Origin of the sequence: Dactylosporangium sp. CS-047395 (assembly GCF_050942185.1) — a bacterium.
Lineage (GTDB): Bacteria > Actinomycetota > Actinomycetes > Mycobacteriales > Micromonosporaceae > Dactylosporangium.
In genome coordinates this window covers 8,833,647-8,860,000 of the sequence record NZ_CP192015.1, presented here as the reverse complement: position 1 = coordinate 8,860,000, position 26,354 = coordinate 8,833,647, and the positions used below count along the sequence as shown (strand labels likewise).

Annotated in this window: 20 protein-coding genes, 2 rRNA genes and 2 pseudogenes; 17 read left to right on the top strand and 7 right to left on the bottom strand. The window is 70.9% G+C overall.

The genetic code is table 11. The features are described 5' to 3' along the window. Nucleotides 1-230: 230 nt before the first annotated feature. The 5 genes from ACQP00_RS41380 (at nt 231) to ACQP00_RS41360 (ending at nt 7,657) form a co-directional block, all read left to right on the top strand. Nucleotides 231-3,337, top strand: a 23S ribosomal RNA gene (locus ACQP00_RS41380). 116 nt (nt 3,338-3,453) lie between these two features. Continuing rightward, nucleotides 3,454-3,570 (top strand): 5S ribosomal RNA (gene rrf / locus ACQP00_RS41375). 339 nt (nt 3,571-3,909) lie between these two features. Continuing rightward, nucleotides 3,910-5,463 carry a hypothetical protein gene (locus ACQP00_RS41370; protein WP_433207442.1) on the top strand — a complete coding sequence of 518 codons (1,554 nt, stop codon included), beginning with the start codon at nt 3,910-3,912 and terminating at the stop codon, nt 5,461-5,463. Then, the gene (locus tag ACQP00_RS41365; RefSeq protein WP_433207439.1) at nt 5,406-6,668 is read left to right on the top strand and encodes a hypothetical protein; all 1,263 of its coding nucleotides are present in this window, start codon (nt 5,406-5,408) and stop codon (nt 6,666-6,668) included. Before ACQP00_RS41370 ends, ACQP00_RS41365 begins: the two co-directional genes overlap by 58 nt. After that, nucleotides 6,665-7,657: an HAD-IIA family hydrolase gene (locus ACQP00_RS41360; protein WP_433207436.1), complete on the top strand. Its 993-nt coding sequence runs from the start codon at nt 6,665-6,667 to the stop codon at nt 7,655-7,657. Before ACQP00_RS41365 ends, ACQP00_RS41360 begins: the two co-directional genes overlap by 4 nt. A 331-nt stretch (nt 7,658-7,988) precedes the next feature. Here the strand turns inward: ACQP00_RS41360 and ACQP00_RS41355 are convergent, their stop codons facing one another. Continuing rightward, nucleotides 7,989-8,327, bottom strand: a complete 339-nt coding sequence (locus ACQP00_RS41355; RefSeq protein WP_433207433.1) for an SCP2 sterol-binding domain-containing protein — start codon at nt 8,325-8,327, stop codon at nt 7,989-7,991. Nucleotides 8,328-8,436: 109 nt separating this feature from the next. On the opposite strand from ACQP00_RS41355, the gene ACQP00_RS41350 reads away from it, so the two are divergent. The 6 genes and pseudogenes from ACQP00_RS41350 to ACQP00_RS41325 form a co-directional block, all read left to right on the top strand. After that, nucleotides 8,437-9,042 carry a hypothetical protein gene (locus tag ACQP00_RS41350; RefSeq protein ID WP_433207431.1) on the top strand — a complete coding sequence of 202 codons (606 nt, stop codon included), beginning with the start codon at nt 8,437-8,439 and terminating at the stop codon, nt 9,040-9,042. Beyond that, nucleotides 9,039-9,233 carry a hypothetical protein gene (locus ACQP00_RS41345; RefSeq protein ID WP_433207428.1) on the top strand — a complete coding sequence of 65 codons (195 nt, stop codon included), beginning with the start codon at nt 9,039-9,041 and terminating at the stop codon, nt 9,231-9,233. Before ACQP00_RS41350 ends, ACQP00_RS41345 begins: the two co-directional genes overlap by 4 nt. A gap of 22 nt (nt 9,234-9,255) precedes the next feature. Then, nucleotides 9,256-10,056, top strand: a complete 801-nt coding sequence (locus ACQP00_RS41340) for a TlyA family RNA methyltransferase (protein WP_433207425.1) — start codon at nt 9,256-9,258, stop codon at nt 10,054-10,056. A gap of 82 nt (nt 10,057-10,138) precedes the next feature. Further along, entirely contained in the window at nt 10,139-11,032 is an 894-nt protein-coding gene (locus ACQP00_RS41335; RefSeq protein WP_433207422.1) for an NAD kinase, read from the top strand. Nucleotides 11,033-11,313: 281 nt separating this feature from the next. After that, nucleotides 11,314-13,074 (top strand): DNA repair protein RecN, encoded by a 1,761-nt coding sequence (gene recN, locus ACQP00_RS41330; protein ID WP_433207419.1) that lies wholly within the window; start codon nt 11,314-11,316, stop codon nt 13,072-13,074. Between the two features lie 85 nt (nt 13,075-13,159). Beyond that, a pseudogene (locus ACQP00_RS41325) lies at nt 13,160-13,666 on the top strand (DedA family protein); the annotation flags it as partial. 162 nt (nt 13,667-13,828) lie between these two features. Here the strand turns inward: ACQP00_RS41325 and ACQP00_RS41320 are convergent. Continuing rightward, a complete protein-coding gene (locus ACQP00_RS41320; RefSeq protein ID WP_433207416.1) occupies nt 13,829-14,047 on the bottom strand; it encodes a PASTA domain-containing protein in 219 nt (72 codons plus the stop codon). Nucleotides 14,048-14,355: 308 nt separating this feature from the next. Here ACQP00_RS41320 and steA point away from each other — a divergent pair, with 308 nt between their 5' ends. The 6 genes from steA to ACQP00_RS41290 are packed head-to-tail and all read left to right on the top strand — an operon-like array spanning nt 14,356 to nt 22,079. Beyond that, complete coding sequence (gene steA / locus ACQP00_RS41315; protein ID WP_433207413.1) at nt 14,356-15,528, top strand: putative cytokinetic ring protein SteA; 1,173 nt, start codon at nt 14,356-14,358, stop codon at nt 15,526-15,528. Nucleotides 15,529-15,544: 16 nt separating this feature from the next. Then, nucleotides 15,545-16,495: a copper transporter gene (locus ACQP00_RS41310; RefSeq protein ID WP_433207410.1), complete on the top strand. Its 951-nt coding sequence runs from the start codon at nt 15,545-15,547 to the stop codon at nt 16,493-16,495. After that, nucleotides 16,485-17,294: a hypothetical protein gene (locus ACQP00_RS41305; protein ID WP_433207407.1), complete on the top strand. Its 810-nt coding sequence runs from the start codon at nt 16,485-16,487 to the stop codon at nt 17,292-17,294. Before ACQP00_RS41310 ends, ACQP00_RS41305 begins: the two co-directional genes overlap by 11 nt. Next, nucleotides 17,249-18,856, top strand: a complete 1,608-nt coding sequence (gene murJ / locus ACQP00_RS41300) for a murein biosynthesis integral membrane protein MurJ (RefSeq protein ID WP_433207404.1) — start codon at nt 17,249-17,251, stop codon at nt 18,854-18,856. Before ACQP00_RS41305 ends, murJ begins: the two co-directional genes overlap by 46 nt. Continuing rightward, complete coding sequence (locus tag ACQP00_RS41295; RefSeq protein ID WP_433207401.1) at nt 18,856-19,953, top strand: glycosyltransferase family 4 protein; 1,098 nt, start codon at nt 18,856-18,858, stop codon at nt 19,951-19,953. The genes murJ and ACQP00_RS41295 overlap by 1 nt, the downstream gene beginning before the upstream one ends. Beyond that, nucleotides 19,953-22,079, top strand: coding sequence for a hypothetical protein (locus ACQP00_RS41290; RefSeq protein ID WP_433207398.1), 2,127 nt, complete (start codon nt 19,953-19,955; stop codon nt 22,077-22,079). The genes ACQP00_RS41295 and ACQP00_RS41290 overlap by 1 nt, the downstream gene beginning before the upstream one ends. Nucleotides 22,080-22,089: 10 nt before the next feature. Here the strand turns inward: ACQP00_RS41290 and paaI are convergent. The 5 genes and pseudogenes from paaI to ACQP00_RS41265 all read right to left on the bottom strand — a co-directional run. Then, a pseudogene (paaI, locus tag ACQP00_RS41285) lies at nt 22,090-22,452 on the bottom strand (hydroxyphenylacetyl-CoA thioesterase PaaI); the annotation flags it as partial. Between the two features lie 101 nt (nt 22,453-22,553). Beyond that, on the bottom strand, nt 22,554-23,141 hold the full coding sequence (locus ACQP00_RS41280) for an NUDIX domain-containing protein (RefSeq protein WP_433207395.1): 588 nt from the start codon (nt 23,139-23,141) through the stop codon (nt 22,554-22,556). Next, nucleotides 23,138-24,844: a CTP synthase gene (locus tag ACQP00_RS41275; protein ID WP_433048063.1), complete on the bottom strand. Its 1,707-nt coding sequence runs from the start codon at nt 24,842-24,844 to the stop codon at nt 23,138-23,140. Before ACQP00_RS41275 ends, ACQP00_RS41280 begins: the two co-directional genes overlap by 4 nt. 122 nt (nt 24,845-24,966) lie before the next feature. Next, nucleotides 24,967-25,614 carry an epimerase gene (locus ACQP00_RS41270; RefSeq protein ID WP_433207392.1) on the bottom strand — a complete coding sequence of 216 codons (648 nt, stop codon included), beginning with the start codon at nt 25,612-25,614 and terminating at the stop codon, nt 24,967-24,969. A gap of 17 nt (nt 25,615-25,631) precedes the next feature. Next, a complete protein-coding gene (locus ACQP00_RS41265; protein WP_433207389.1) occupies nt 25,632-26,345 on the bottom strand; it encodes a hypothetical protein in 714 nt (237 codons plus the stop codon). Between the last annotated feature and the right edge of the window lie 9 nt (nt 26,346-26,354).

Sequence of the window (26,354 nt, the reverse complement as noted above, 5' to 3'; positions counted from 1 at the left end):
CAACCCCGTTTGGGGAGTGGAACGGCGGTGATGCGGTTCGGGAGGGCGTATAGGCACCCTGTTGGGTCCTGAAACAATCAGCACGATGGTGTTGAGGGTTTCGGACGTGGATCTGCGCCGGCGCGCAAAACCAGGCAGAGGTTTCTGCACGGGTTGCGGCTGACAAAACGGTGTGGGTTTGGTGTTGGTTGAGAATTGCACAGTGGATGCGAGCATCTTTATTGCTTTGTGGTCAAGTTGCTGAGGGCGTACGGTGGATGCCTTGGCACCAGGAGCCGATGAAGGACGTGGGAGGCCGCGATAGGCCTGGGGGAGCTGTCAACCGAGCTGTGATCCCAGGGTGTCCGAATGGGGGAACCCGGCACCAGTCATGTGGTGTCACTCCTGCCTGAACACATAGGGCAGGTAGAGGGAACGCGGGGAAGTGAAACATCTCAGTACCCGCAGGAAGAGAAAACAACAGTGATTCCGTGAGTAGTGGCGAGCGAAAGCGGATGAGGCTAAACCGAGCATGTGTGATACCCGGCAGGGGTTGCATGTTTGGGGTTGTGGGGCATGTCTTGTCTGGTCTGCCGGCTGGACGCACAGTCAGAAAACCATTGGTTAGTCGAAGTTCGCTGGAAAGCGGCACCGTAGACGGTGAGAGTCCGGTAGGTGAAAGCTGATGGTCTGTGTTGATGTGTTCCCGAGTAGCGGCGGACTCCTGTAATCTGCCGTGAATCTGCCAGGACCACCTGGTAAGCCTAAATACTCCCTGGTGACCGATAGCGGACTAGTACCGTGAGGGAAAGGTGAAAAGTACCCCGGGAGGGGAGTGAAATAGTACCTGAAACCGTGCGCCTACAATCCGTCGGAGCGTCCTGGCTTTTGCCGGGGGTGACGGCGTGCCTTTTGAAGAATGAGCCTGCGAGTTAGTGATACGTGGCGAGGTTAACCCGTGTGGGGGAGCCGTAGCGAAAGCGAGTCTGAATAGGGCGTTCAGTCGCGTGTCCTAGACCCGAAGCGGAGTGATCTAGCCATGGGCAGGCTGAAGCGCGGGTAAGACCGCGTGGAGGGCCGAACCCACCAACGTTGAAAAGTTGGGGGATGATCTGTGGTTAGGGGTGAAAGGCCAATCAAACTCCGTGATAGCTGGTTCTCCCCGAAATGCATTTAGGTGCAGCGTCACGTGTTTCTTGCCGGAGGTAGAGCACTGGATGGCCTAGGGGGCCTACAAGCTTACTGAAGTCAACCAAACTCCGAATGCCGGTAAGTGAGAGCGTGGCAGTGAGACTGCGGGGGATAAGCTTCGTAGTCGAGAGGGAAACAGCCCAGATCACCAGCTAAGGCCCCTAAGCGTGTGCTAAGTGGTAAAGGATGTGGGGTCGCATAGACAACCAGGAGGTTGGCTTAGAAGCAGCCACCCTTGAAAGAGTGCGTAATAGCTCACTGGTCAAGTGGTTCCGCGCCGACAATGTAGCGGGGCTCAAGCACACCGCCGAAGCTGTGGCATTCACGCGTGTACCAGGCCTTCGTGGTCCAGGTGTGTGGATGGGTAGGGGAGCGTCGTGTCACCGGTGAAGCGGCGGAGTGATCCAGCCGTGGAGGTGACGCGAGTGAGAATGCAGGCATGAGTAGCGAAAGCAGGGTGAGAAACCCTGCCGCCGGATGACCAAGGGTTCCAGGGCCAGGCTAATCCGCCCTGGGTGAGTCGGGGCCTAAGGCGAGGCCGAGAGGCGTAGTCGATGGACAACGGGTTGATATTCCCGTACCCGCGTAGAAGCGTCCATGCTGAACCTGCTTGTACTAACCTCACAATGGTCTGAACCTTTCGGGGGGATGGCCGGCGTTTGGGAACTCGGGTGGTAGTAGGCAAGCGATGGGGTGACGCAGGAGGGTAGCTGGACCCGGCCGGTGGTTGTGCCGGGGCAAGCGTGTAGCCCGTGCTGTAGGCAAATCCGCAGCACTTGAGGGTGAGACGTGAAGCGGAGCCGTTTCAGGTGAAGTCAGTGATCCCATGCTGCCGAGAAAAGCCTCTAGCGAGTTTCGAGCGGCCCGTACCCCAAACCGACACAGGTGGTCAGGTAGAGAATACCGAGGCGATCGGGCGAACTGTGGTTAAGGAACTCGGCAAATTGCCCCCGTAACTTCGGGAGAAGGGGGGCCACCGATGGTGAGACCACGTGCTGGTGGAGCGGTTGGTGGCCGCAGAGACCAGGGGGAAGCGACTGTTTACTAAAAACACAGGTCCATGCTAAGTCGTAAGACGACGTATATGGACTGACGCCTGCCCGGTGCTGGAACGTTAAGGGGACCTGTTAGTCCTTCGGGGCGAAGCGGAGAACTTAAGCGCCAGTAAACGGCGGTGGTAACTATAACCATCCTAAGGTAGCGAAATTCCTTGTCGGGTAAGTTCCGACCTGCACGAATGGCGTAACGACTTCCCCACTGTCTCAACCACAGGCCCGGCGAAATTGCACTACGAGTAAAGATGCTCGTTACGCGCGGCAGGACGGAAAGACCCCGGGACCTTCACTATAGCTTGACATTGGTACTCGAATTCGATTGTGTAGGATAGGTGGGAGCCTGTGAAGCGGTCACGCCAGTGGTCGTGGAGGCAAGCTTGAAATACCACTCTGTTGGATTTGGGTATCTAACCTTGGACCGTGAGCCGGTTCAGGGACAGTGTCTGGTGGGTAGTTTAACTGGGGCGGTTGCCTCCTAAAATGTAACGGAGGCGCCCAAAGGTTCCCTCAGCCTGGTTGGCAATCAGGTGTTGAGTGCAAGTGCACAAGGGGGCTTGACTGTGAGACTGACAGGTCGAGCAGGGACGAAAGTCGGGACTAGTGATCCGGCACTGGCAGGTGGAAGCGGTGTCGCTCAACGGATAAAAGGTACCCCGGGGATAACAGGCTGATCTTCCCCAAGAGTCCATATCGACGGGATGGTTTGGCACCTCGATGTCGGCTCGTCGCATCCTGGGGCTGGAGTAGGTCCCAAGGGTTGGGCTGTTCGCCCATTAAAGCGGTACGCGAGCTGGGTTTAGAACGTCGTGAGACAGTTCGGTCCCTATCCGCCGCGCGCGTAGGATACTTGAGAAGGGCTGTCCCTAGTACGAGAGGACCGGGACGGACGAACCTCTGGTGTGCCAGTTGTTCTGCCAAGAGCACGGCTGGTTGGCTACGTTCGGAAGGGATAACCGCTGAAAGCATCTAAGCGGGAAGCTCGCTTCGAGATGAGGTATCCCACCCCTTGAGGGTTAAGGCCCCCAGCGAGACCACTGGGTTGATAGGCCGGAAGTGGAAGCCTGGTAACAGGTTTGAGCTGACCGGTACTAATAGGCCGAGGACTTGACCTACACATCAAGCTGTAGAGACGCTTTGCATCCACTGTGTGATTCTGAACCAACACCGGATCGCACCCTGAACGCCAGTGAGGTGGTTTGGGTGTGCGGGGTTGATAGGTTCATAGTGTTACGGCGGCCATAGCGGTGGGGAAACGCCCGGTCCCATTCCGAACCCGGAAGCTAAGCCCTCCAGCGCCGATGGTACTGCACCCGAGAGAGTGTGGGAGAGTAGGACGCCGCCGGACAATCTTCGATCAAGGGCCGCCCCATGGGCGGCCCTTGAGTCGTTTACCGGGTCGAGCGCATACGGCGTACCCCGGTCGGGAAGGATGAAGTCGTGACTATGCCAGGCGACGGCGACGGCCAGGACGGCGGCCCGCGGCGGCCGCGACGAGATGACTCCCGCTCGGGGCCCCGGGACGGGAACCGCGGCGGTGACCGGCCGCGGGGCAACTCCCGCGACGATCGGGCCGGCGGTGGCTTCCGCGGTGGGCGTGACGGTGACCGCCCCTCCGGCTTCCGCGACCGCGATGGTGGTCCGCGGGGTGACCGGCCCTTCCGCGATCGCGATGGTGGCGCGCCCCGTGGGGATCGGCCGTACCGCGACCGGGATGGTGGTCCGCCGCGTGGCGACCGGCCGTTGCGGGACCGCGATGGGGGCGGAGCTCCCCGTGGGGATCGGCCGTACCGGGATCGCGATGGTGGTGGCGCTCCTCGTGGGGATCGGCCGTACCGGGATCGTGATGGGGGCGGGGCTCCGCGTGGGGACCGGCCGTACCGCGATCGGGACGGTGGTGGGTTCCAGCGGCGTGACGGTGGCTTCCGTGACCGGGACGGTGGTGGGGCTCCTCGGGGCGACCGGCCGTATCGGGACCGGGATGGTGGGGATCGGCCCAACCGCGACGACCGGGGCGACCGGGCCGGCGGTGGAGGGTTCCGCGATCGTGGGGATCGTCCCGCTGGTGGTGGGTTCCGGGACCGTGGGGACCGTCCGGCCGGTGGTGGGTTCCGTGATCGTGGGGATCGTCCGGCCGGCGGTGGGTTCCGTGACCGTGGAGACCGGCCCGCCGGTGGTGGGTTCCGGGACCGTAACTCCGGTGACCGGGCCAGTGGTGGTGGCTTCCGGGATCGTGATCGTGGCGACCGTCCGAGTGGTGGTGGGTTCCGTGATCGTGGGGATCGGCCCAGTGGCGGGTACCGGGATCGCGATGGCGGGGCTCCTCGTGGGGACCGGCCGTTCGGCGACCGTGATCGTGAGGATCGGCCGAGTGGCGGCGGGTTCCGTGACCGGGGTGACCGGCCCAGTGGTGGTGGGTTCCGTGACCGTGACCGGGGCGATCGGCCTAGTGGTGGTGGCTTCCGTGATCGGGGTGACCGTCCTGCTGGTGGCGGGTTCCGTGACCGGGGTGACCGGCCCAGCGGTGGCGGGTTCCGCGACCGTGGGGACCGGCCGACCGGTGGTGACCGGGGGGACCGGCCCAGCGGTGGGTTCCGTGATCGTGATCGTGGGGATCGGCCCAGTGGTGGCGGGTTCCGTGAGCGGGGCGACCGGCCGTACCGGGACCGTGAGGGTGGCGGATTCCGCGACCGTGACGACCGTGCTGGCGGCGGTGGCTTCCGGGACCGGGGTGACCGGCCCAGCGGTGGTGGGTTCCGTGACCGTGACCGCGGCGACCGGCCCAGTGGTGGCGGGTTCCGGGACCGGGGTGACCGGCCCAGCGGTGGTGGGTTCCGGGACCGTGACCGGGGTGACCGGCCCAGTGGCGGTGGCTTCCGTGATCGTGGGGACCGTCCGGCCGGTGGTGGGTTCCGCGATCGGGATCGTGGGGACCGGCCCGCTGGTGGTGGGTACCGCGACCGCGGGGACCGGCCCGGTGGGGGGTTCCGGGATCGTGATCGTGGGGATCGGCCGGGTGGCGGGTTCCGTGATCGCGACAGTGGCGGCCGTGGTGCCGGGTTCCAGCGGCCTGAGGGGTTGCGGCGGGACGACGCGGGCGGGTACCGGCCGCGGACCAGCGACCCGGGCTTCGTCAGCAGCGAGGAGGCCGGCGAGGAGACCGTCAGCCGCGTTGCCGATCCGGTGCTCGCGGACGACATCGACCCGTCGGAGCTCGACCGTGAGGTGCGTTCGGAGCTGAGCTCGCTCGCGCGGCCTGTTGCCGAGGAGGTGGCGCGGCGGCTCGTGGCGGCCGGGCAGCTGATCGACGACGACCCGGAGCTGGCGCTCGCGCATGCGCTCGTGGCTCGGCGCAAGGCGTCGCGGATCGCGGTCGTGCGGGAGGCGGCGGGGCTTGCCGCGTACCACGCGGGGGAGTGGCAGACGGCGCTGGGTGAGCTGCGGACGTACCACCGGATGACGGGCAAGCAGACCCACATCGCGGTGATCGCGGACTGCGAGCGGGCCCTCGGGCGGCCGGAGAAGGCGATCGACCTGTTCCGTACCGCCGACCGGGAGCGGCTCTCGGCCGAGGAGATCGTGGAGCTGCTCATCGTGGCGGCCGGGGCCCGGGGTGACCTGGGGCAGACCGATGCCGCCGTGGCGATGCTGCAGGTGCGTGAGCTGACCTCGGCGCCGGATGCGCCGTGGGCGGCCCGGTTGCGGTACGCGTACGCCGATGCGCTGCTGCGGGCCGGCCGGCGCGAGGAGGCCCGTGAGTGGTTCGCGCGCGCTGCGGACCTCGACGAGGACCTGCGCACCGACGCGGCCGAGCGGCTCCTCGAGCTCGACGGCATCACGCTCGACGGCGACACCGAGGACGACGAGGACGAGGACGTCAGCGGCGACGCGGACGCCGACTTCGACGACGAGGATGACGACGAGGACGACGACGTCGACGACCGCGACGAGGACGACCGCGACGACGAAGACGACGACGACCGGGACGACGACGAAGACGACGAAGACGACGACCGCGACGACGACTACGACGACGAGGATGAGGACGACCTCGACGACGAAGATGACGACGAGGACGACGACGAAGACGACGACGAAGACCCGGACGACTACGACGACGAAGACGACTACGACGATGACGACGACCTCGGCGACGACGAAGAAGACGACGACGAGGACGACCGAGGCGGCGCGGACGCGGACGGCGTAGAAGACGAGGACGGCGCGGACGACGAGGTCGACGGGGACCACGACGGCGACACCGAGGACGACGACCACGACGCCGAGCCGGGCGATCGGGACGACACCGAGGACGACGCCGACGCCAAGGACGACGAGACCGACGGCGACCACGGTGACCAGGACGAGTCCGGGGACAAGGGCGAGTCCGGCGACCAGGACGACCAGGCCGACGACGACGCGCGGGACGGGAAGGGTCGGGCGTGAGCGACAAGGATGACCTGGTCGGGCACTACGACCTTGTGATCTTCGATCTCGACGGGGTGCTGTACCTCGTCGACCAGGTCATCCCCGGCGCCGCGGAGGCGTGTGCGAAGCTGCGTGAGCGGGGCATCCCCAGCGCGTACGCGACGAACAACGCCTCCCGGCTGCCCGGCGACGTCGCCGCCCTGCTGACCCGGATCGGCATTCCGGCCGAGACGCGCGAGGTGGTGACGTCGGCCCACGCGACCGCCCTGCTGATGGCGGAGCGGTTCCCGGCCGGCACCCCGGTGCTCATCCTGGGCGCGCCGGCCCTCCGCGAGGAGGTCGTGGCGGCGGGGCTCACGCCGGTCGAGGAGGCCGAGCAGGCGAAGGTGGTCGTCCAGGGGTACGGTCCGGACGTCCGCATGCGCGACCTCGGCGACGCCGCCGTGGCGATCCGTGGCGGGGCGGCCTGGATCGCGACGAACGCCGACAAGACGCTGCCGTCGCCGCGCGGTCCGCTGCCCGGCAACGGCTCGCTGGTCGTCGCGATGGCCACGGCGCTGGGGCGGCAGCCGGACACCATCGTCGGCAAGCCGGACCCGGCGCTGTTCGTGGAGGCGGCCCGCGAGCGCGGGGCCCAGCGGGCGCTCGTGGTCGGGGACCGGCTGGACACGGACATCGAGGGCGCGTACCGGGCCGGGATGGACAGCCTGCTCGTGCTGACCGGCGTCTCCGACGCGGCCGAGCTGCTGGCGGCGCCGGTGGAGCGGCGGCCCACGTTCGTGGCCGAGGACCTGGGCGGGCTTTTCGAGGCGGCACAGACGGTACCGACGCAGCAGCAATGGCAGGTGAACGAGCAGGCCGCCGGCTGGGAACTCGCCGGCGACGGACGGCCCGTGGACGCCCTGCTGGCGCTGTGCCAGGTGGCCTGGGCCGCGGGCGAGGTTCGCCCCATCACCGGCGCCAACGAGTCAGCCCAGGCCGCGCTGAAATGGCTGAAGCTCAGCTAGGTAGGACCCGCTGCCGCGGGTAGACCCCGGTGCGGTTTTGAGGGGGTGTGGGTGGAGCGAAGCTCCCCCACCGCTTTTCAGGACATTCGACGGTAGACCCCGCCGCCAAGGCGCCCATACAGCGCTGAGACCTTCCGCTGCCCACCTGACAAAGCGAGCAGTGAGACCAGCCCACAGCCAGCAGCTAGAGCAGCACACAGCGAGCGGTTGAAGCAGCCCACAGGCAGCAGCTAGAGCCGCACACAGCGACCAGCGAGAGCGACACACAGCCAGCAGCTAGACCAGCACGCAGCGAGCGCCTGAAGCCGCGCACACGGACCAGCCGGAGCAACTAGAGCAGTTTGCGCAGCTTCAGCAGGTCCATCATGCCGGCGTCGATTTTGATGCGGCCGCTCGTCCAGGCCTGCATGACGTTGAGCTGGCCGTTGACCAGGCTGACGAGGTCGTCGCTGGACGAGGTCAGCTTGATTTTCGCGCGCGGGTCGTCGCCGTCGGTGAGGTCGGTGATCTGCCCGCCCTGGAGGCGGCCGTGGAAGGCGACGTTCAGGTCGGTGATGCGGCAGGCGAGGGTACGGTCGAAGTCCAGCTTCTCCCGGGCCGCGGCCGCGTTCGATCCCAGTCGCACCGCCAGCTTTTCCAGCGCGGCGCGACATTCCTCAACCGTTGCCATGCGCGAAAACCCCAAACCGTCTCGGTTCCGTGGAATGTGACGGTACCGTACGGCGTCGCGGCACGCCCGGTAGCGTGATGGCGTACACCACTTGGAGGAGAGACGCAATATGGCGCAGGAAGCATGGCGGGCGTACCTGGAGCTCGCCTACGGCATGACCGAGGCCACCACCAAGAAGGCGACCAAGACGGTCCGGCGCCTGGTCGGCAAGAGCGGGGCGACGGCGGAGCAGCTGCAGGCGATGGCCGAGGACCTGCTGCGGGCCGGCTCGACGAACCGTGAGGCGCTGACGAAGCTGGTGCGGTACGAGCTGGATCGCGCCCTCGGGGCCGTCGGTCTGGCCACCGCGGACGAGGTGTCGGCGCTCACCACGCGGGTGCACGAGCTCGAGGCGCAGCTCAAGGAGGCGACGGTCAACGCGCTCGCCCCGGTCCACGAGCCCGCGCCGCCGGTCGGCGCCGAGGTGATCGAGGACAACCCGGTCCCGGCTCCGGTTCCGGTGAAGAAGGCCGTGGCGAAGAAGGCGGTGGCGCCCGTCAAGGCCGCGCCGGCCAAGACGACGACCGTGCCGCCGGCGAAGGCGAACACGCCCGCGAAGAAGGCCGTGGCCAAGAAGGCGATCGAGACCGTCGCCGCGGCCTCTGAGGTCGGGCCTGCGTCAGACAAGTTGCCCGTGAAGAAGACCACTCGCGCGCCCCGGAAGACCGCCCAGTGACGGCCCCGATCCCTGGTCCGGGCCCCGCGCCGGTGCCCGGGCCGCCCGGTTCGGGGGTGCTCGGCCGGGTCGAGGCCGCCGTTGCCGCGTTGGGCGAGGTAGCGTCGCTTCCGTTGCGGCAGCAGGTTTCGGTGTACACCGAGGCCCACCGCACGCTGCAGGAGACGCTGGGCACGATCGAGGAACGCTGAGCTTTCTAGGAGCTGCTGGCAGATGGCGCGCCGGAACCGACTCGACGCGGAGCTCGTGCGTCGCGGGCTGGCCCGCTCCCGGGAGCAGGCGGCGGCGCTGATCGCCGCGGGCCGCGTGGAGGTGCGGGGGACTCCCGCAGGCAAGGCCGCGGCCCAGATCGACCCCGCGGATCCCGTACGGGTGCTGGAGACCACGGAGGACGACTACGTCTCGCGGGGCGGGCACAAGCTGGCCGGCGCCCTGGACACGTTCGCCGGGCTGCCGGTGGAGGGCCGCCGCTGCCTCGACGCGGGTGCTTCGACCGGCGGGTTCACCGACGTCCTGCTGCGCCGAGGGGCGGCGGCGGTGGCGGCGGTCGACGTGGGGTACGGACAGATCGCCTGGTCCTTGCGCACCGACGACCGCGTGACCGTCATCGAGCGGACCAACGTGCGCACCCTGACGCCGGAGCAGATCGGCGGGGTGTGCGAGCTGACCGTGGCTGATCTGTCGTTCATTTCGCTTCGTCTGGTACTGCCCGCGCTCGCCGCCTGCACCGCGCCCGACGGCGACCTGGTGCCGATGGTGAAGCCGCAGTTCGAGGTGGGCCGGGAGGCGCTCGGCGACCGCGGGGTGGTCCGCGAGCCGGAGCTGCGCACGGCGGCGGTGCTCGACGTGGCGGCCGCCGCCGCCGGGCTCGGGCTGGGCGTGGCCGGCGTGGCGCGGAGCCCGCTGCCGGGGCCGCAGGGCAACGTGGAATTCTTCCTGTGGCTGCGCCGCGATGCCCCGCCCGTCGACGGGGATGTTGTGCGGCAGATCGTCGAGGGAAAGGTTTCGGCGTGAGCGGTCTGGAACGAAGTGGAGGAGCCGCGAACCATGGACTCAGGTTCCTCGCGCCGTCGCCGGAGCCTGCGGAGGTGACGGCGTGAGCGCTCGCGAGGCGTTGCTGGTCACCCACACGGGCAAGGCCAGCAACAACGACCATGCCCGTACGGTGGCGGCGGATCTGCTGGACAACGGGTTCACCGTGCGCGTGCTGGCCGACGAGGCGCGCGAGCTCGCGATCCCGCGGGCCGTGCCGGTCAGCGGCGAGGAGGCGGCGCAGGGCGTCGAGATCGTCTTCGCGCTCGGCGGCGACGGCACCCTGCTGCGCGCGGCCGAGCTGGCCCGGCCGGCCAAGGCGCCGCTGCTGGGGATCAACCTCGGCAAGGTCGGCTTCCTGGCCGAGGCCGAGATCGGCGACGTCGACAAGGCCGTGCGGGAGATCGTCGAGGGCACGTACACGGTCGACGAACGGCTCACCATCGACGTGTTCGCCGAGCACGCGGGGCGGCCGGTCGGCAGCTCCTGGGCGCTGAACGAGGTCACGGTCGAGAAGGGCGCCCGCGAGAAGATGCTGGAGCTGCTCGTCGAGGTGGATGGGCGGCCTCTTTCGCGGTACGGCTGCGACGGGGTGGTCTGCGCGACTCCGACGGGCTCGACGGCGTATGCGTTCTCGGCCGGGGGGCCGGTGGTGTGGCCGGAGCTGGAGGCGCTGCTGCTGGTGCCGATCTCGGCCCACGCGCTGTTCAGCCGGCCGCTGGTCATCTCGCCCGACTCGACGATCACGGTGAACGTCGAGCCGTTCACGAGCTTCGCGCTGCTGTCGTGCGACGGGCGGCGAGTGATGGATCTCGCTCCCGGCTCCACGGTGACGGTGCGCCGCGGCGCGCTCCCCGTCCGGGTGGTTCGGCTGCGTGAACGCCCGTTCACCGACCGTCTCGTGGCCAAGTTCGGGCTGCCGGTCCAGGGCTGGCGACACAACAAACGGCACGGCTGACGAGGTCAGGCGACCGCGCCGGCTGCGTGTCCGGGCGTTGATCGAGCGAAGCCAAGCACGTCAAACGGCACGGCTGACGGGGTTCGGCGACCGGCCCGTCCGCGTGTCCGGGCGTTGACCGAGCGAGGCCGAGCGCAACAGATGGCACGGCTGAGGGGGGTCGGCGGCCGGGCCGTCTGCGTGTCCGGGGGTTCACCGAACGGAGCCGAGCGCAACAAACGGCACGGCTGACGGCCCTGCTGAGTGGAGAACTGTCGTACCCCGCGGCTAGTCTTCCTTCCGTGCTGGAGGAACTCCGCATTACCGGACTCGGCGTGATCGAAGACGCCACCCTGCCCCTCGGCCCGGGCCTCACGGTCATCACGGGCGAGACCGGCGCGGGCAAGACCATGGTCGTGACGAGCCTCAACCTGCTCTTCGGCGGCCGCGCCGACGCGGGGCGGGTGCGCGCCGACCCGGGCCGGGCCACCGTCGACGGCCGGTTGACGCTGCCCGCGCACGTGCGGGCGGCGGTGGAGAGCCGCATCGCCGACGCGGGGGCCGAGGTCGACGACGACGGCACGCTGCTCATGAGCCGCACGCTGACCGCCGAGGGGCGCTCGCGGGCCCACGTGGGCGGGCGGACGGTGCCGGTGTCGCTGCTGGGCGAGGTCGGCGAGCGGGTGTTCGCCCTGCACGGGCAGTCCGACCAGCTGCGGCTGCTGCGCCCGGCTGAGCAGCGGGGCTCGCTGGACCGCTACGCCGGGGCCGAGCACGAGAAGCTGCTGGGGCAGTTCGCCGAGCTGTACAACCGCTGGCGGGCCGTGGAGGACGACCTGGCCGACCGGCGGGCCAACGCGCGCCAGCGCAGCCAGGAGGCGGAGCTGCTCAAGCTCGGCCTGGACGAGATCACCCGCGTCGATCCGCAGCCCGGCGAGGACGAGCTGCTGCGCGAGGAGGCGCAGCGGCTCGAGCACGTCGAGGGCCTGCGCTCGGCCGCGCAGCTGGCGCACGTGGCGATGTCCGGCACCGGCGACGGCGGCGACGACGTGGCCGACGTGCTGAGCCTCATCGCGACCGCCCGGCGCACCCTGGAGGCCCAGTCCGGCGTCGACCGGGTGCTGGGCGAGCTCGCGGCCCGCCTCGACGAGGTCGCCACGCTGGCCGGGGACGTCTCCACCGAGCTCGGCACCTACCTGGCCTCGCTCGACGCCGACCCGGGCCGCCTCGAGGAGGTCTACGAGCGGCGGGCGGCGCTGCGGGCGCTGACCCGGAAGTACGCGGAGGACGTCGACGGCGTCGTGGCCTGGGCCGATCACGCCCGGACCCGGCTAGCCGAGCTGGACACCTCCGACGAGCTGCTCGAGGAGCTCGACCGGGAGCGGCAGCGCCTGCACGGCGAGGTCGCGGAGCTGGCGGCGGTGCTGTCCGCGGCCCGGCACGAGGCCGCGGGCCGGTTCGCCGCCGACGTGACCGTGGAGCTGGCCGGGCTGGCGATGCCGCACGCGCGGATCGAGGTCGTGGTGCAGCCGAAGCCGGCCGGCAACGGGCCGAGCATCCCGACGGCGTCGGGGACGGACAGCGGGGTCGGGCCGGACGGGGCGGACGACATCGAGCTGCGGCTGCTGCCGCACCCGGGTGCGCCGTCGCAGCCGCTGCAGAAGGGCGCGTCGGGCGGCGAGCTGTCCCGGGTCATGCTGGCCATCGAGGTGGTGTTCGCCGGTGTCGGTGGCCCGCCGACGCTCGTGTTCGACGAGGTCGACTCCGGCGTGGGTGGCACGGCGGCGGTGGAGATCGGCAAGCGCCTCGCTCGCCTTGCCCGGGACCACCAAGTGCTGGTGGTGACGCACCTTCCGCAGGTGGCAGCGTTCGCCGATCGGCATCTGGTCGTGGCCAAGGACACCGGCGGGGCGGTGACGACGAGTGGAGTGACGGTCGTCGAGCACACCGATCGAGCGCGGGAGTTGGCACGCATGCTGGCCGGGCTGCCGAACTCCGACCTGGGGATTGCGCACGCCGAGGAGCTGCTGTCGGTGGCTGACCGGGAGAAGGCGCAGGCCTAGAGCTTTTTCTTCCGGGGGCCGGGGGGCAGGGGTCTGCCCTTGGCGCCGGGTCTTGGCATGGGTTGCGCGCCGTCGGCCCGTCCGAATGACGAGCCACAAAAAAGACGAAGTTTGCCGCGCCACAAGCAAGACAGAGTTGACGCGCCACAAAAGACACAAAAAGACAAAGTGTGGACGCCCTGCGTTTGGATGGTCGCTTTACGTTTGGGCTGTGGCGTGGGTTCTGCTCGTGGTGTTCGTGGTGGCGGGGCTGGATGCCGTCGTGCCGTTGTCGCCCAGTGAGTCCACGCTGATCACGGTGTCCGTTGTCTCCGGGACGACCGGGCATCCGCACATCGGGCTGGTGATCTTCGCGGCGGCGTCCGGGGCCTTCGTCGGGGACGTCGTGTCCTATCGGATCGGGGTGCGGGCCGGGCCGGGGGTGCTGCGGCGGCTGCAGGGCAAGTCGCGCGGGCTGGCCGCCTATCACTGGGCGCGGCGGACGCTCGACTCGCGTGGGGGACAGGTGCTGGTCTTCGCGCGGTACCTGCCCGGCGGGCGGTCGGCCTCCGCGCTGGCCGCCGGGGTGGTCGGGTATCCGGCGGGGCGGTTTCAGGCCTGGACGGCGCTCGGCGTGAGCCTGTGGGCCGCGATGGCGGGGCTGATCGGCTACGGGTGCGGGATCTACTTCGACGGCGTCATGTGGAAGGCGCTGCTGGCCGCGTACGTGGGGGCGGGGGTGCTACTGGTCGTGGCCGAGATCGTGCGGCGGGTGTCAGCGGCGGCCGACGAGGAGGTTGACGCGGGTGCCGACCGGGGCGACGGTCTGGGCCAGGGTGGACTGCTCCAGGACGACCATGGGGCCGGCGGGGCCGATCTCGCGGATCACGCCGAGCTGGAGTCCGGCGGCGCGCAGGGCGGTCGCGGCCTCGGCCGGGGTCTTGCCGGCGAGACTGGGCACGCGGGTCAGGCGGATCGAGGATAAGGTCTCCATCGGGCGCTCCCTCACAACTCCTGGTGCATACGTGAGGCCGGTCGGAGCGTCGTAAATACGCGCCCCGAGTGTCGGCTGGACGACACCGGAGGACGGACATCGAGGGGCCGGCCGCCGTCACGCCAAGAAGCCTCGGTGAGGCCGGTCCGAGCGGCGCAAATGCACGCGTTGAGTGTCGGCTGGGCGACACCGTGTGAGCGGCATTGAGGGTGACCGGCGTCACGCGGAAACGTGAAATGGGGCGTACCACCTGGTCGTGGACATGTCGTGCGCGGCTTTCGTCGGCCGTCCATGCCAGGATGGGGGAGATGCGACTTCCAACCTTGCGCCGCACCCGGGCCGCCGAGCCGGGTGTCATCGCCGGCGTCGTGCGGCTCGATCGGCGGACGAAGCGCTTGGTGGGGCGGCTGCGCCCGGGGGACATCGCGGTCATCGACCACGTGGACCTCGACCGGGTGGCGGCCGACTCGCTGGCCGCCTCTGGCGTGGCGGCGGTGCTCAACGCGAAGCCGTCGGTGTCGGGACGGTACCCCAATCTGGGGCCGGAAGGTCTGATCAAGGCCGGCATCCCGCTCGTCGACGACCTGGGCGAGGAGCTGTTCGACCGGCTGCGCGAGGGCGAGGCGGTGCGCATCGAGGGCGACACCGTGTTCGTCGGCGAGGAGGCCGTGGCCAAGGGCATGCGGCAGGACGCCGAGACCGTCGCGCTGGCCATGGCCGACGCCCGCGAGGGGCTGTCGGTGCAGCTGGAGGCGTTCGCGGCCAACACCATGGAGTACCTCAAGCAGGAGCGCGCCCTCCTGCTCGACGGTGTCGGCGTGCCGGAGGTGCAGACCCAGATCGCCGGACGGCACTGCCTCATCGTGGTGCGCGGCTATGACTACAAGGCCGACATCGACGTGCTGCGGCCTTACATCCGGGAGTACAAACCCGTCCTGATCGGGGTCGACGGGGGAGCGGACGCGCTGGTCGAGGCCGGGTACACACCGGACATGATCATCGGCGACATGGACTCGGTCAGCGACGACGTGCTGCGCTGCGGGGCCGAGGTCGTCGTGCACGCGTATCCCGACGGGCGCGCACCGGGGCTGGCCCGGGTCCAGCGGCTCGGCGTGGAGGCGATCACCTTCCCGGCCGCGGCGACCAGTGAGGACATCGCGATGCTGCTCGCCGACGAGAAGGGCGCGTCCCTGCTGGTCGCGGTCGGCACCCACAACACCCTGATCGAGTTCCTCGACAAGGGCCGCGGCGGGATGGCCTCGACGTTCCTGACCAGGCTGAAGCTCGGCGGCAAGCTCGTCGACGCGAAGGGGGTCTCCCGGCTGTACCGCCAGAGCCTCTCCGGCTCCTCGCTCGTGCTGCTGCTCGCCTCGGCGATCGCCGCCATGGCCGCCGCGCTCGCGGTGACCACGATCGGCCGGGCCTATCTGAGCGTCATCGCCGAGTGGTGGGACAACCTGATCTTCACGCTGTTCTCGTAGACGGGCCGCAACGACTGTGATCAACTTCCGGTACCACGTGGTGTCGCTGGCCGCGGTGTTCCTGGCCCTGGCCATCGGCCTCGTCGTCGGCACCGCGGCGGCCAACGGCCCGCTCACCGAGAACCTCAACGAGCAGGTCAACACGCTCACCGACGACAAGCAGCAGCTGCGCGACGACCTCGAGCAGTCCCGGGCGGAGCTGAAGAAGAACGCCGACTTCGCCTCCGAGGTCGCCCCGGTGCTGCTGGCCGGGAAGCTCGCGAACAAGAACATCCTGCTGGTCAAGCTCGAGGGCAGCGACAGCGGCGACGTGAACACCGCCACCGACGGGGTGGCCACGATGCTCGGCACCGCCGGCGCCAAGGTCGTCGGCACGCTCACCGTCAAGGACAAGTTCACCGCCCCGGCCAGCGCGGCCAACCTGCTGGACCTGGCCGAGTCCTCGGCCCCGGCCGGCGTCAGCGGCGCCCTGCCCAACCAGGCCAACGGCGTGGACACCTCGGCCGCCCTGCTCGCCTCGGTGCTGTTCGGCAAGGCCGGCACCCCGCAGATCGAGGGCACCCGTACGGTGCTGTCGGCCTACGAGACCAGCGGCTACATCTCGCTGGACGGCGACTTCAAGACCCCGGCCGAGGCGGCGATCATCGTCGCCGGCGCCCCGGCCAGCGGCAAGGACGCCAAGGACCGTAACGCCGCCGCGCTGACCATCGCCACCCGCTTCGACATCAGCGCCCGGGTGGTCGTGGCCGGGCTCTCGGCCAACGGCCTGGTGTCCTCGGTGATGGGCGACGCCGCGGTGGCCAAGTCCATCTCGACCGTCGACAACGCCGTCACCGCGTACGGGCAGGTCGCCGCGGTCATGGCGCTGACCGAGCGGCTGGCCGGCAAGGCCGGGCACTACGGTAGCGGTGACGGCGCGACCAGCCTGCTGCCCAAGACGGCGAGTGTGAACACCAATGGTTCGTAGGCTCATCGGCGGCGCCCTGGCCGGCCCGGTCGGCGGCGGCGTCGCCCGCGCCGTGCTGCGCGCCCTGCAGGGGCACCCGAAGCTGGAGCGCACCAACTTCCGCGGCCGCACCGTGTCGCTGGCCGGCGGGCCCGCGCTCGCCGCCGGGGCCACCGCCGGGGCGATCGTGCACCTCCCCGAGCACGCCGCCGCCAGCGCCGTCGCGGGCCTGGCCTCCGGCGCCGTCGGCCTCTACGACGACCTGGTCGGCGGCCGCCCCGAGCATGCCGCCAAGGGCTTCCGCGGCCACCTCGGCGCGCTGCGCGAGGGCCGGGTGACCAGCGGCCTGGTCAAGATCGCCGGGGTCGGCGCGGCCGGGCTGGTCGCCGCCGCGCTGCTGCCCCGCAAGCGGGCCGTCGACGTGGTGCTCGGCGCCGGCGTGATCGCGGGCGCGGCCAACCTGTTCAACCTGCTGGACCTGCGCCCCGGGCGGGCGCTCAAAGCGGGGATCGCCGTCGGTACCCCGCTGGGCGCGTCCGGCCCGCTCGGCGCCGCCGGTGCGCTGCTGCCCGCGGACCTGGACGAGGAGATCATGCTCGGCGACGCCGGGGCGAACGCGCTCGGCGCGCTGCTCGGCGTCGCGTACACGGCCCGCACCGGCACGGTCGGCCGGCTCGCCGCCCTCGCCGGGATCGTGGCGCTCACCGCGGCCAGCGAGAAGGTCAGCTTCACCAAGGTCATTGAGGCCAACCCGGTCCTGAACAAGATCGACCAGTGGGGCCGGCGCAAGCCGTCGCCCTATCCGCGACCGCGCGGGTGACGAGGAGCCGGCTGTTCGGGGCGGCGGCGCTGGTCGCGGGCCTCACCCTCCTGAGCCGGATTGCCGGATTTGCTCGCATTCTGGTGTTCAACTCGTCGGTCGGCCCGACCCGGCTGGGTGACGCCTACCAGGCCGCGAACACCATCCCGAACATCATCTTCGAGCTGGTCGCCGGGGGTGCCCTGGCCAGCCTGGTGGTGCCGCTGCTGGCGGGCAAGGACAAGGACACCGTCGGGCGTACCGTCGGCGCGCTCCTGACCTGGGTCGTGCTCCTCCTGACCCCGATCGCGCTGCTCGTGGCGCTGTTCGCGCACCCGCTCGTCGGCCTGCTCACCAGCGGGCAGCCGGCCGGGGTCGTCGACGCCGGCGCCCGGATGCTGCGGGTGTTCGCGCCGCAGCTGCCGCTGTACGGGATCGGGATCGTGCTGACCGGGACGCTGCAGACGTACCGGCGGTTCGCCTGGCCGGTCATCGCGCCGCTGCTGTCGAGTCTCACGGTGATGGCCGTGTATATCGCCTTCGGGATCGTCGCCGGGCGCGGGGCCGCCCTGGACAGCGTGAGCGGGCGCGAGTTGATGCTGCTCTCAGGCGGTACCACGGCGGCGGTCGCGGTTCTTTCGCTCTGTCTCATCGCGCCCGTGCGCCGGCTCGGGCTGCGGGTGCGGCCGGCCACCCGGCTCGACGTCGGGGCCATGGCGACCCTGAAACCCCTGGTCGTCGCCGGGATCGTCACCGTCGGCACCCAGCAGCTGGTGCTCGGCCTGGCCATCAACCTGGTCAGCTACAGCCCGGACGACGGCGCGATCGTGGTGTACAACCTGGCCCAGACGATCTTCCTGCTGCCGTGGGCGGTGCTGGCGGTGCCGGTGGCGACCACGGCGTACCCCGCGCTGGCCGAGCACGGCGCGGCGAAGGACCGGGCCGGGTTCGCCGCCGCGCTCGCGCCCTCCGTGCGGGCCGTGGTGCTGCTGTGCTGCCTCGGCGCCGCCGCGCTGGTCGTGCTGGCCCGGCCGATCGCGGTCCTGCTCGCCGCCGCCTCCTCGCATCCGCCCGCGGTCGGCCCGCTCGCCGCCGGGATCGCCTGGTTCGCCCCCGGGCTGCTCGGCTACGGCCTGTTCGCCCTGCTCTCCCGCGCCCTCTACGCCGGCGGCAACGCCTACGCGGCCGCCGTCGCCGTCGCCACCGGCTGGGCCGCGGCCGCCGTCGCCGCGCTGAGCCTCGCCAACGCGCTGCCGATCGGCGACCGGGTCGCCGCCGTGGCCGCCGCGAACTCGATCGGCATGCTGGTGCTCGGGGGCGCGCTGCTGGTGGCCGTCGGGCGGCGGGCGGGGGGCGAGGCGTTGCGGGGTACCGTGCGAACGACCGCCGTCTGCGTCACGTCCGCGCTCGTCGCCGCCGCCGCGGGCCTGGCGCTGCGCGCTCACCTGGCAACCCCGGGTGTCGGCGGGGCCGTCGCGCAGGGCATGCTGTGCGGAGTCGTGGTGGCGGTGGTGTTTCTCGCCGGGGCGGCGGTCGCGGACCGCGGGACCCTGCAGCGGCTCGTCGGGAGAAGGGACGGATAGTGGGCGCCCGCATCGCGTTGGTCCTGGCCTCCAGCACGGGCGGCATCGGCCGGCACGTCGGCATGCTCGCCGAGGGCCTGGTCGCGCGCGGCCACGAGGTCAGCGTGCACGGGCCCGCGGCCACCGAGCAGCAGTTCGGCTTCGCCGCCAAGGGCGCCCGGTTCGTGCCCGTGGAGATCCCGGCCAGCCCGCAGCCCGGCGACGTGCTCGCGGTGCGCGCCCTGCGCCGGTCGGTCCGCGACGCCGACGTGATCCACGCCCACAGCCTGCGCGCCGGCCTCGTCGCCGCGCTCGCCCGCGTCGACGCCACCCCGCTCGTGGTGACCTGGCACAACCTGGTGCTCGCGACCGGGCTGCGGGCCCGGATCTATCACCCGTTGGAGCGCCGGGTCGCGCGCACCGCCGATGTCACCCTCGTCGTGTCCAGCGACCTCGGCGCCCGGGCGACCGAGCTGGGGGCGCGGGATGTGCGGGCGGCGATGGTACCGGCGCCGGTTCTCCGCCCGAAACAACGCTCCCGTGAGCAGGTCCGCACCGAGCTCGGCGCCGAACCCGGCCAGCCGCTGATCCTCGCCGTCGGCCGGCTGCACCCGCAGAAGGGCTTCGAGACGCTGGTCTCCGCGGCCGCCCGATGGCGCGACCGGGACCCGGAGCCGTTCACCGCGATCGCCGGTTCCGGCCCGTCCTACATGTCGCTGGCCCAGCGCATCTCCGTCGAGCACGCCGCCGTGCACCTGCTCGGCCACCGCGCCGACGTGCCCGACCTGCTCGGGGCGGCCGACCTCGTCGTGGCCACCAGCGTGTGGGAGGGTCAGCCCCTGTTCGTGCAGGAGGCGCTGGCCGCCGGTGTACCGCTTGTGTCGACCGCGGTCGGCGGCGTGCCCGACGTCGTCGGGGCGGCGGCCCGGCTGGTCCCGCCGGCCGACGTCGAAGCCGTCCACGATGCCGTCGTCGAGCTGCTCGACGACCCCGACTCCCGCGCCGAGCTCACCCGCCTCGGCCTGGAGCGGGCCGCCGGCTGGCCGACCGAGCGGGACGCCATCGACCAGGCCGAGGCGGTGTACGCCCAGCTGCGCGCCGCCCGCGGGACGCGCTGATGCGCCACTGGCTGCATCGGTTCTCCCCGGCACTGCTGGCGCTGCTCGCCGGCCTCATGGGGGTGGCCGGGCTGATCCCGCGCCCGGCCGCGGCCCCGGCCCAGCCGACCGCCGACTACGTGATCATCGTGGGCGTCGCCGGGCTGCGCTGGGACGACGTGAACGCCGCCGACACCCCGGCGATGTGGCAGATGGCGCAGGGCGGGGCGATCGGCGCGCTGTCGGTGCGCTCGGCCCGGCGGATCACCTGCGCCGGCGACGGCTGGCTGACCCTCGGGTCGGGGAACTTCGCGGTGTACACGCCGGGCGCGGTGACGCCGGTCTGCCCGGCGCTCGAGGTGCCGATCAAGCAGGACGGTACCGCGGCCACGCTGCCCGACCAGAGCAACCTCGTGAACCGCCAGCGCGGCCTGCACTGGGGCGCGCAGCCGGGTGCCCTCGCCGAGGGGGTGCGCTGCACGACGGCGATCGGGCCGGGGGCGGCGATCGCGGCGGCCCGGCCGTACGGGCGGGTGGACAAGTACTCCGAGGGGCTCGACGACGGCCTGCTCGACGCCTGCGCCCTGACACTGGTCGACCTCGGCGAGATCGCGGGGGACGACCCGGTCTCCCGGTCCTCCGACGCGCGCCGGGCCGACGCCGCGCTCGCCTCGGTGCTGGCCGCGCGGCCCGAGCACTCGGTGGTGATCCTGGCCGGGCTGTCGGATCTCGACGCCACGAGCCGGCTGCACGTGGCGATCGCGCAGGGGCCGGGGTTCACCGGCGGCTGGCTGACCTCGCCGTCGACCTCCCGCCCCGGGTACATCCAGGTCGTCGACCTCGCCCCGACCGCCCTCGCGGCGCTGGACCGCCCGATGCCGGGCCGGCTCTTCGCCGGCGGGGCGGCGTCGACGATCACGAGCGGGCGCCCCGCGGACGTGGCGGCGGCGGTGAGCCGGCTGGCCGACGCCGACCGCGAGGCGAGCGTGCAGCGGCGGGTGGGCACCAACTTCTTCACCACCCTCGTGGTTGCTCAGCTGCTGTTGTTCGCCGCGGTGGTACCGCTGTTGCATCGCGCCCGCCGCCCGGCCGGACCGCTCACCCGGCGGCCGATCCCGCGCTCGGTGGTCCGGGCGGCGGAGGTGTTGCTCATTGCCGCGTCGCTGGCCGTGCCCGCGGCCTTGGTCGCGGACCTGTTGCCGTGGTGGCGGTGGTCCGGTCCCGGTCTCGGCTTCGGCGGTATTACGCTCGCGGTCACCGGCATCGCCACGTTCGCGATCGCGTTCGTGACGCGGCGGAGCCGGGCGATCGCGCCGCTGGGCGGGGTGTCGGCGGTGGCCGCGCTGGCCGTGGCGTTCGACGTGCTGACCGGCTCGCGGCTGCAGCTCAACGGGGTGGCCGGGTATTCGGCCGTGGTCGGCGGGCGGTACGCCGGGGTCGGGGTCATCGGGCTGGGGCTGCTGGTCGCCGGTGCGCTGCTGGGCGGGGCGGCGCTGGCGCAGCGGTTCGAGCGGCGGTGGCGGCCGTTCGTGATGGCGGTGATCGGGGCCGTCGGGATCGTGGTGATCGGCAGCCCCTATCTCGGGGCGGACGCCTCCGGCGCCGTGGCGCTCACCGCGGGGATGTGTGTGGCGGCGGCGATGGCGGTCGGCGGGTGGCTGACGATCACCCGCTTGTTGTGGGCGGCGGGGGCGGCGCTGTTCGTGAGCTCCGGGTTCGCGATTCTCGACCTCTTCCGGCCGGAGGAGCAGCGCAGTTCGGTCGGGCGGCTGCTGGTGCGGACGCAGGACGGGACGGCCGGGTTCATCGCCCGGCGGATCGCGGAGGCGGACGTCGTCACCACGGTGACGTCGCCGCTGACGGTGCTGGTGCTGGGGACGCTGGTGTACGCGACGTTCGTGCTGCTGCGGGACTGGGGCGGGCTGCGGCGGCTGCTGGGGGTGTTCCCGCCGGTGCGGGCGGCGCTCTCCGGCATGGTGGTGGCCTGCCTGCTGGCCGGGGTGGTCGAGGGCGTCTCGTTCAACGTGCTGGGGGCGGCGTTGGCGACGGCTCTGCCGTTGGTGGTGCTGTCGTGTCTGCGGGTGCTGGAGCATGCCGACGACCGGACGCCGGCGCCGCGGGTGTCCGAGGCTGCGCTGGAGAGCTGAGCCGGGCCTCCAGGGTCCGGGAACGGCCCCGGAACTCGGCCAGCACGACGCCGTCGGCACGGCGGACGGTGACGTCGTAGAGGCCCGAGCGGCCGCGGCGGGAACGTTCCACCGCGGTGGCCGTGAGCTCGTCGCCGGCGCGGGCCGCTTCGAGGAACGAGACATCGGCACCCGCGGCGACGGTGACGCGGCCGTAGGTGTTGCAGGCGAAGGCGAAGGCGGTGTCGGCCAGCAGGAAGACGTACCCGCCGTGGCCGATGGCGTGACCGTTGAGCATGGCGGCGGTCACCGTCATCCGCGCCTCGGCGCCACCCGGGACCACGTTGTGGATGGTGATGCCCAGCGACCGCGAGGCGGTGTCGTTCGCGTACATGGTGGTGGCGCAGGCCTCGGCCAGCTCCTGCGGGGTGGGGTGGCCTCGGTCGGCCGGCGGCTGGGGAGCCGCGCGGCCGTCGTCGGGTGGGGTGGTTGGCGTCACTCGGCGGAGGTCGCCGGGCGGAGGGTCTTCCAGTCCTGGGCCTTGGCCTGGGCGGCGGCGAGGACGCCGATGACGCAGGCGGCGTTGGTGATCTCGCCGGAAAGGGCCATGCGGACGGCCTCGTCCAGGGCGACCCAGTGCAGCTCGAGGTCGGCTTCCTCGTGCGTGCGCTCGTACGGCGTGTCCGACGTCACCGGGCCCACCTCGCGGGCCAGGAAGAGGCGGATCTTCTCGTTCGAGCAGCCGGGGGTGGTGTGGACCTCGGCCAGGAGGTCCCAGCGGGCGGCCACCAGGTCGGCCTCCTCGGCCAGTTCGCGGGCGGCCGCGTCGACCAGGGACTCGCCGGGGACGTCGATCAGGCCGGCCGGGAGCTCCCAGAGGACCTGGCGGACGGCGGGGCGGTACTGGCGGACCAGCGCCACCCTGCCCTCGCCGTCCAGGGCGACCACGCCGACCGCGCCGACGTGGACCATGTAGTCGCGGTCCGCGACCTCGCCGCCCGGCATCTCCACCGCGTCGGTGACGATGGAGAAGACGCGGTTGCGCATGCGCTCGGTGTGGGAGCGGACCTCGTAGGTGCTCATGCGTCCACCGTTTCCAGCTCCACGGGCAGGCGGTCGGCGGCGTTGTAGGCCACGGCGGCGCCCACGAAGGCGGCGAACAGGGGATGGGCGCGGGTCGGGCGGCTCTTGAGCTCCGGGTGGGCCTGGGTCGCCACGAAGAACGGGTGCTGCTCGCGGTCCAGCTCGACGAACTCGACCAGGCGGCCGTCCGGGGAGGTGCCGGAGATCTGCAGGCCGGCGCCGGTCATCGCCTCGCGGTAGGCGTTGTTGACCTCGTAGCGGTGGCGGTGGCGCTCCGAGACCTCGGTCTCGCCGTAGGCGTCGGCCGTGAGCGTGCCCGGGGTCAGGACCGCCGGGTACGCGCCCAGGCGCATCGTGCCGCCCAGGTCGCCCTTGCCGGCCACGATGTCGTGCTGGTCGGCCATCGTGGAGATGACCGGCTCCGTGGCCTCCGGGTCGAACTCCAGCGAGTTGGCGCCCTTGATGCCGGCCACGTGCCGCAGCACCTCGATCGTCATGCACTGCAGGCCCAGGCACAGGCCGAGGGTGGGGATGCCGCGCTCGCGGGTGTACTGGGCGGCTCCGATCTTGCCTTCGATGCCGCGGACGCCGAAGCCGCCGGGGATGATGACGCCGTCCACGCCGGCCAGGGCCTGGGCGGCACCCGCCGGCGTCGTGCAGGCGTCGCTCGGCACCCAGCGGATCTCGACCCGTGCGCGGTGGGCGAACCCCGCCGCGCGGACGGCCTCGGTCACCGAGAGGTACGCGTCGGGCAGGTCGACGTACTTGCCGACGATCGCCACGGTGACCGTCTGGCGCGGGTGGTGCACGCGCTCCAGCAGGTCGTCCCACTTCTTCCAGGCCACGTCGCGGAAGGAGAGGCCGAGGCGGCGCACGACGTAGGCGTCCAGGCCCTCCTCGTGCAGGACCCGGGGGATGTCGTAGATGGACGGTGCGTCCGGCGCGGAGACCACGGCTTCGGCGTCGACGTCGCAGTACAGGCCGAGCTTGTTCTTGGTTTTTTCCGGGATCTCGCGGTCGGAGCGGCAGACCAGCGCGTCGGGCTGGATGCCGATGCTGCGCAGGGCCGCGACCGAGTGCTGGGTCGGCTTGGTCTTCAGCTCGCCGCTCGGGGCCAGGTAGGGCACCAGGGAGACGTGCAGGAAGAAGCAGTTGTCGCGGCCGATGTCGTGGCGGACCTGGCGGATGGCCTCGAGGAACGGCAGCGACTCGATGTCGCCGACCGTGCCGCCGACCTCCGTGATGACCACGTCCGGGGCCACGCCGTCGGCGTCCGGGGCCGACATGGCCCGGATCCGCGCCTTGATCTCGTTGGTCACGTGCGGGATGACCTGCACGGTGTCGCCGAGGTACTCCCCGCGCCGCTCCTTGGCGATGACGGCCGAGTAGATCTGGCCCGTCGTCACGTTCGCGTTGCGTGAGAGGTCCTGGTCGAGGAAGCGCTCGTAGTGCCCGATGTCCAGGTCCGTCTCGGCGCCGTCTTCGGTGACGAACACCTCGCCGTGCTGGAAGGGGTTCATCGTGCCGGGGTCGACGTTGAGGTAGGGGTCGAGCTTCTGCATGACGACCCGCAGCCCGCGAGCGCTGAGCAGACTGCCGAGGCTGGAGCCGGTCAGGCCCTTGCCGAGTGAGGACGCGACGCCCCCGGTGACGAAGATGTGCTTGGCCTGCCGGCGCGCACCGGTCCGTACTTCAGAGGACAAAGCCTGCTCCCGTGGGGTTCGTCTCGCTGCCGAGTCAGCGATCCACGGGAGTCCAGCCTAACACCAGGTAAACGGCGGTGCAGAAGACGCTCCGAGCGTCACACGCGTCACACGACCGAGTGTCACCGTACGGTGGCGATATCGCGACTTTCCCAGGTCCGGCGCTCGGGGCGGGTGCGCGCCACGAGGAGCATGGCCCGGCCCAGTTGCTCGGTGGTCGTGGCGAAGCCGGGCGCGAACCGCACCAGGAGCGCGGCGAGCGGGCTGAGGGCGGTGTAGGCGATGCGGTACCAGCGAACCCTCGTCCGCACCCCGTGCAGCGGGCGGATGAAGCCCGGCCGGAACGCGTATCCGGCCAGGTCCAGCGCGATCACGTCGTCCTCGGTGCGGCCCTTGACCCGCTGCCACATCTGCCGGCCGGAGCGGTTGGTGCCGGCCCCGGAGACGTAGACGAAGACCATCCCGGGGCGCTGCTCGGCCATCCGCCGGGCCGCGGCCAGGGTGAAGTCGTAGGTGATCCGGGTGTAGTCGGCCTCGCTCATGCCGACCGAGCTCACGCCGAGGCAGAAGAAGCAGGCGTCGTACCCGCCGAAGTCGACCGCCGAGAAGTCGCCGAAGTCGCCGTGGACGACCTCGCGCACCTTCGGGTCGGACACGCCGGTCGGGGTGCGGGTCACCACCAGCACCTCGGTCACGTCGGATGCGAGCAGGCACTCGCGCAGCACGCCCTGGCCGACCATGCCGGTGGCCCCGAAGACGATGACCTTCATGGGTGTCATTGTGCTGGCTACCGGGCCCTGATCGCGGCCAGGGTGGCGTTCTCCAGCGTCGTGTACAGATCCGAATCCGTGAAGTCGGCGCCCGTCTCCTCCCCGATGTACACGTCGACGTGCTTGTTCCCGCCGAGCCCGGGGGTGAACTCGTCGACGACGGTCCACGTCGGTGCCTTGAGCTTCGCGCACACCTCGGCCGTCACCTCGGCCGTGCCGCAGCGCTGGATGGTGAACCGGCTGCCGGCCCCGAGCGCGTCGGCGTCGGCGGCGGCCGAGACCCAGGGGCGCAGCGGGCGGCCGTCGGTGTCGCGGGGGGCCGTGTCCATCCAGTAGCCGGTGTCGTAGGACCAGTTCAGGTACCGGCCGTCGGTGGTCCTGCCGGTGCCCTCGTCCTTGACCGCCTTGACGAACGAGGCCGGGAAGCTGCCGAGCTTCTGCTGGTTGCGGTTCTTGCCGCAGTCGATCGTGGGGCAGCCGGTGACCTCGGTGCTCTTGTCGGTGTGCAGGGCCTGGACCGCCGTGTAGTAGACGGTGACCTCCCACCCGGTCAGCTCGACGGTCGTGCCGGTGACCTGGGGGATCGGCGGCGTCGCGGAGCCGGGGTAGGCGCCGGTCTCGGGCGGGTGGCCCGGGGTCTCGCTGGTCAGCGCGGCCGGCGGTGCGTCCTCGCCGCCGTCGCAGGCCGCCAGGACGAGGGCGGTGGCCAGGATGAGGACGAAACGCGACATATCCGAATT

Coding starts and splice junctions, on each gene's coding strand:
- ACQP00_RS41355 (WP_433207433.1), bottom strand. CDS start 8,327: ATGGCAACGGTTGAGGAATGTCGCGCCGCGCTGGAAAAGCTGGCGGTG.
- ACQP00_RS41350 (WP_433207431.1), top strand. CDS start 8,437: ATGGCGCAGGAAGCATGGCGGGCGTACCTGGAGCTCGCCTACGGCATG.
- ACQP00_RS41340 (WP_433207425.1), top strand. CDS start 9,256: ATGGCGCGCCGGAACCGACTCGACGCGGAGCTCGTGCGTCGCGGGCTG.
- ACQP00_RS41320 (WP_433207416.1), bottom strand. CDS start 14,047: ATGGAGACCTTATCCTCGATCCGCCTGACCCGCGTGCCCAGTCTCGCC.
- steA (WP_433207413.1), top strand. CDS start 14,356: ATGCGACTTCCAACCTTGCGCCGCACCCGGGCCGCCGAGCCGGGTGTC.
- ACQP00_RS41305 (WP_433207407.1), top strand. CDS start 16,485: ATGGTTCGTAGGCTCATCGGCGGCGCCCTGGCCGGCCCGGTCGGCGGC.
- ACQP00_RS41290 (WP_433207398.1), top strand. CDS start 19,953: ATGCGCCACTGGCTGCATCGGTTCTCCCCGGCACTGCTGGCGCTGCTC.
- ACQP00_RS41280 (WP_433207395.1), bottom strand. CDS start 23,141: ATGAGCACCTACGAGGTCCGCTCCCACACCGAGCGCATGCGCAACCGC.
- ACQP00_RS41270 (WP_433207392.1), bottom strand. CDS start 25,614: ATGAAGGTCATCGTCTTCGGGGCCACCGGCATGGTCGGCCAGGGCGTG.
- ACQP00_RS41265 (WP_433207389.1), bottom strand. CDS start 26,345: ATGTCGCGTTTCGTCCTCATCCTGGCCACCGCCCTCGTCCTGGCGGCC.